Annotated in this window: 3 protein-coding genes and 1 pseudogene; 3 read left to right on the forward strand and 1 reads right to left on the reverse strand. The window is 69.9% G+C overall.

The features are described from left to right. Nucleotides 1-133: 133 nt before the first annotated feature. Entirely contained in the window at nt 134-400 is a 267-nt protein-coding gene (gene rpsT / locus AB0K09_RS29820) for a 30S ribosomal protein S20 (protein ID WP_366068528.1), read from the reverse strand. Between the two features lie 220 nt (nt 401-620). Here rpsT and lepA point away from each other — a divergent pair, with 220 nt between their 5' ends. The 3 genes and pseudogenes from lepA to AB0K09_RS29835 form a co-directional block, all read left to right on the forward strand. After that, nucleotides 621-2,486 (forward strand): translation elongation factor 4, encoded by a 1,866-nt coding sequence (lepA, locus tag AB0K09_RS29825; protein ID WP_366068529.1) that lies wholly within the window; start codon nt 621-623, stop codon nt 2,484-2,486. 209 nt (nt 2,487-2,695) lie between these two features. After that, nucleotides 2,696-4,585: a long-chain fatty acid--CoA ligase gene (locus tag AB0K09_RS29830; protein ID WP_366068530.1), complete on the forward strand. Its 1,890-nt coding sequence runs from the start codon at nt 2,696-2,698 to the stop codon at nt 4,583-4,585. A gap of 39 nt (nt 4,586-4,624) precedes the next feature. After that, a pseudogene (locus AB0K09_RS29835) lies at nt 4,625-4,766 on the forward strand (coproporphyrinogen III oxidase); the annotation flags it as partial.

Here is a 4,766-nt window from a genome sequence, read left to right on the forward strand (position 1 = left end):
GGGGACGGCTGGTGGCGGTCGTACGAGCGGGTGCGCTGGGTGCACCTGGAGGGGCACGGTGGCTGGCTCTTCCCCGGCGGGGCCCGCTGGAGCCCGTACCGGCGAGGACCGGGGCTTACGCCCCGGAGAGGCTTCAGCCCTTGAGGGAGGCAGCCTGCTTGGCCAGCGCCGACTTCTTGTTGGCGGCGGCGTTCTTGTGCAGGACACCCTTGCTGGCGGCCTTGTCGAGCTTCTTGCCGGCCAGGGCGACGGCGGCGACGGCCTTCTCGGCGTCACCGGCGGCCAGGGCCTCGCGAGCGGCGCGGACGAAGGTCTTGACCTCGGACTTGACGGCCTTGTTGCGCAGGCGCGCCTTCTCGTTGGTCTTGTTCCGCTTGATCTGGGACTTGATGTTCGCCACGAAAGAGCCTTTTCAGGTTCGTCTGGATCTTGAAAGCGCCCCATCGGGGGACGAGGCGCGGCGCGCCACGCACAGAGAGGGCACGAGGCACAGTGCACCAGGCTACCAGCAGGCGCGACGGCGTCCCAAACCGGACCGAGGCCGCCAGTCATGGGACGATGGAGGGGCCGTATATCCGACTCCAGACATCCGACTCCCGCAGTCACCGAATGGATCCTGAGTGCCCGCGACCCCTGCCCACGTGCCCGAGCCGAGCCGTACCGACCCGGCTCTGATCCGTAACTTCTGCATCATCGCGCATATCGACCACGGCAAGTCGACGCTCGCCGACCGGATGCTCCAGCTGACCGGCGTGGTCGACCAGCGGCAGATGCGTGCGCAGTACCTCGACCGGATGGACATCGAGCGCGAGCGCGGCATCACGATCAAGTCCCAGGCGGTCCGGCTGCCCTGGGCGCCCACCGAGGGCGAGGACGCGGGCACCACCCACATCCTCAACATGATCGACACCCCTGGTCACGTCGACTTCACCTACGAGGTCTCGCGCTCCCTCGCCGCGTGCGAGGGCTGCATCCTCCTGGTGGACGCCGCCCAGGGCATCGAGGCCCAGACCCTCGCCAACCTCTACCTGGCGATGGAGAACGACCTCACGATCATCCCGGTCCTCAACAAGATCGACCTGCCCGCCGCGCAGCCCGAGAAGTTCGCCGCCGAGCTGGCCAACCTGGTCGGCTGCGACCCGGAGGACGTCCTGCGCGTCTCCGCCAAGACCGGCGTCGGCGTCGACGCGCTGCTCGACCGCGTCGTGGCGACCGTCCCGGCCCCGGTCGGCGTCAAGGACGCCCCGGCCCGCGCGATGATCTTCGACTCGGTCTACGACGCCTACCGGGGTGTCGTCACCTATGTGAAGGTCGTCGACGGCACGCTCGGCAAGCGCGAGCGCATCAGGATGATGTCGACCGGCGCCGCCCACGAGCTGCTGGAGATCGGCACCAACTCGCCCGAGATGACCCCCGCCGACGGCCTGTCCGTGGGCGAGGTGGGCTATCTGATCACCGGCGTGAAGGACGTCCGCCAGTCCAAGGTGGGCGACACCATCACCCAGCTCACCGGCGGCGCCACCGAGGCCCTGGGCGGGTACAAGGACCCCAAGCCCATGGTGTTCTCCGGCCTCTACCCGCTGGACGGCTCCGACTACCCGGAGCTGCGGGAGGCCCTCGACAAGCTCCAGCTCAACGACGCCGCGCTGGTCTACGAGCCGGAGACCTCCGCCGCCCTGGGCTTCGGCTTCCGCGTGGGCTTCCTGGGCCTGCTGCACCTGGAGGTCATCCGCGAGCGCCTGGAGCGCGAGTTCGGCCTCGACCTGATCGCCACCGCCCCCAACGTGGTCTACCGCGTGATCATGGAGGACGGCACCGAGCACACGGTCACCAACCCCAGCGAGTTCCCCACCGGCAAGATCGACGAGGTCTACGAGCCGGTCGTGCGCGCCACGATCCTCGCCCCCAGCGAGTTCATCGGCGCGATCATGGAGCTCTGCCAGAACCGCCGCGGCGTGTTGCTCGGCATGGACTACCTCTCCGAGGACCGTGTCGAGATCCGCTACACGCTGCCCCTCGCCGAGGTCGTCTTCGACTTCTTCGACCAGCTCAAGTCCAAGACCCGCGGCTACGCCTCCCTGGACTACGAGCCCACCGGCGAGCAGTCCAGCGAGCTCGTCAAGGTCGACATCCTGCTGCACGGCGACAAGGTCGACGCCTTCTCCGCCATCACGCACAAGGACAAGGCGTACGCGTACGGCGTGCGGCTGGTCGCCAAGCTGCGCGAGCTCATCCCCCGGCAGAACTTCGAGGTGCCGATCCAGGCCGCCATCGGTTCCCGGGTCATCGCCCGTGAGACGGTCCGCGCCATCCGCAAGGACGTCCTCGCCAAGTGCTACGGCGGTGACATCTCCCGCAAGCGGAAGCTGCTGGAGAAGCAGAAGGAAGGCAAGAAGCGGATGAAGATGGTCGGCAGCGTCGAGGTGCCGCAGGAGGCCTTCATCGCGGTGCTGTCCAGCGACGAGGGCGACAAGAGCAAGAAGTAACGGTCCCCCGGGCTCCGGCCCGTCCGGCCCGATCAGGCCCGATCCGGCCCGTCCGCACCCGGTGTGCGGACGGGCCGGCGCGCGTGGCGCGGATCGCGTCAACCAGTCCTTCTCGCACTCTTACGCGACGGCCGCAGGGGCTCTAGTCTGATCACTGCTCGAAGGTTACTCGCGAGTCACCAGCAACGAAGCGGGCCCCGGAGGATGCCGTGACCGAGACACAGGCTTTGATCGAGAACCGGCCGCCGTCCGTGGCCCACCTCTTCCTCGACCGCGTCGCCGCGACACCCGACCGGGAGGCCTACCGCCACCCCGTCCCCGCCCCCTCCGGCCAGGGCCCCGACACCTGGGCCTCGCTCACCTGGCAGCAGGCCGCCGACCGCGTCTTCGCCATCGCCGCCGGCCTCGTCGACCTCGGCATACGGCCCGAGGAGCGCGTCGCGCTCGCCTCGGCCACCCGCCTGGAGTGGATCCTCGCCGACCTCGGCATCATGTGCTCCGGCGCCGCCGTCACCCCCGTCTACCCCAGCACCAACGCCGACGAGACGGCCTACATGCTGGGCGACTCCGAGAGCCGGGTGCTCATCGCCGAGAACGCCGCCCAGCTCGACAAGGTCCGCCTGCGCCGCGCCGACCTGCCCCGGCTGTGCCACGTCGTGGTCATCGACGCCGACGACGCCGTCCCCCACGAGGACGACCCCGAGGGCTGGGTGCTCTCCCTCGCCGAGCTGGAGCGCCGCGGCGCCAAGCTCCTCAAGGACCGGCCCGGGCTCGTCCGCGAGCGCGTCGACGCCCTGAGCGCCGAGCAGCTCGCCACCCTCATCTACACCTCCGGCACCACCGGCCGCCCCAAGGGCGTGCGGCTGCGGCACGACGCCTGGTCCTACATGGGCCGCGGCATCCAGGCCACCGGCCTGCTCACCCCGGAGGACGTGCAGTACCTCTGGCTGCCGCTCGCCCACGTCTTCGGCAAGGTGCTCACCGCCGGCCACATCACCGTCGGGCACATCACCGCCGTCGACGGCCGCGTCGACAAGATCATCGAGAATCTGCCGGTCGTCCGCCCCACCTATATGGCGGCCGTCCCGCGCATCTTCGAGAAGGTCTACAACGGCGTCGCGGCCAAGGCGCGCGAGGGCGGCGGCGCCAAGTACAAGATCTTCCAGTGGGCCGCGGCGACCGCCCGCGAGTACGCCCGCGTCCAGCAGGACAACTTCCGCCGCACCGGCAGCAGGACCGTCCCCTTCGGCCTCGCCGCCCGGCACCGCGTCGCCGACGCGCTCGTCTACGCCAAGATCCGCCACGCCTTCGGGGGCCGGCTGCGCGCCTGCCTCTCCGGCGCCTCCGCGCTCGCCCCGGAGATCGGCTACTTCTTCGCCGGCGCCGGCGTCGTCATCCTGGAGGGCTACGGTCTCACCGAGACCAGCGCCGGTAACTTCGTCAACCCCGGGGACGCCTTCCGCACCGGCACCGTCGGCAAGCCCCTGCCCGGCACCGAGGTGCGCATCGCCGACGACGGCGAGATCCTCATCCGCTGCCCCGGCGTCATGGAGGGCTACCACGGCCAGCCCGAGCGCACCGCCGAGGTCCTCGAACCGGACGGCTGGTTCCACACCGGCGACATCGGCGAACTGTCCCCGGACGGCTATCTGCGCATCACCGACCGGAAGAAGGACCTGATCAAGACCTCGGGCGGCAAGTACGTCGCCCCCGCCGAGGTCGAGGGCGCCTTCAAGGGCGTCTGCCCGTTCGTCTCGAACATCCTGGTGCACGGCGCCGACCGCAACTACTGCACCGCCCTGATCGCCCTCGACGAACCCGCCATCCTCGCCTGGGCCGCCGAGCACGGCCTGGCGGGCAAGCCCTACGCCGAGGTGGTCGCCGCCAAGGAGACCGAGGAGCTCATCGACGGCTATGTGCGGGAGCTCAACCAGGGCCTCCAGCGCTGGCAGACGATCAAGAAGTTCCGGCTGCTGCCGAGGGACCTCGACGTCGAGCACGGCGAGCACACCCCCAGCCTGAAGCTGAAGCGGCCGGTGGTCGAGCGGCAGTACAAGGAGCTGATCGAGGAGATGTACGCGGGCGCCCGCGAGAGCTGACCGGCGAGGTCCCCGCGTCGATGCCGGACAATGGGACCCATGCCTTCCGTACTGCCTGACGGCGAGCCCATGCCCGAGGACGGGGCGCTGCCCCGTCATGCCCTCGACGGCTCCGGGCAGCGGCCGCTCGGCTTCTACCTGCACGTCCCCTACTGCGCCACGCGCTGCGGGTACTGCGACT

Origin of the sequence: Streptomyces sp. NPDC049577 (assembly GCF_040675635.1) — a bacterium.
Lineage (GTDB): Bacteria > Actinomycetota > Actinomycetes > Streptomycetales > Streptomycetaceae > Streptomyces.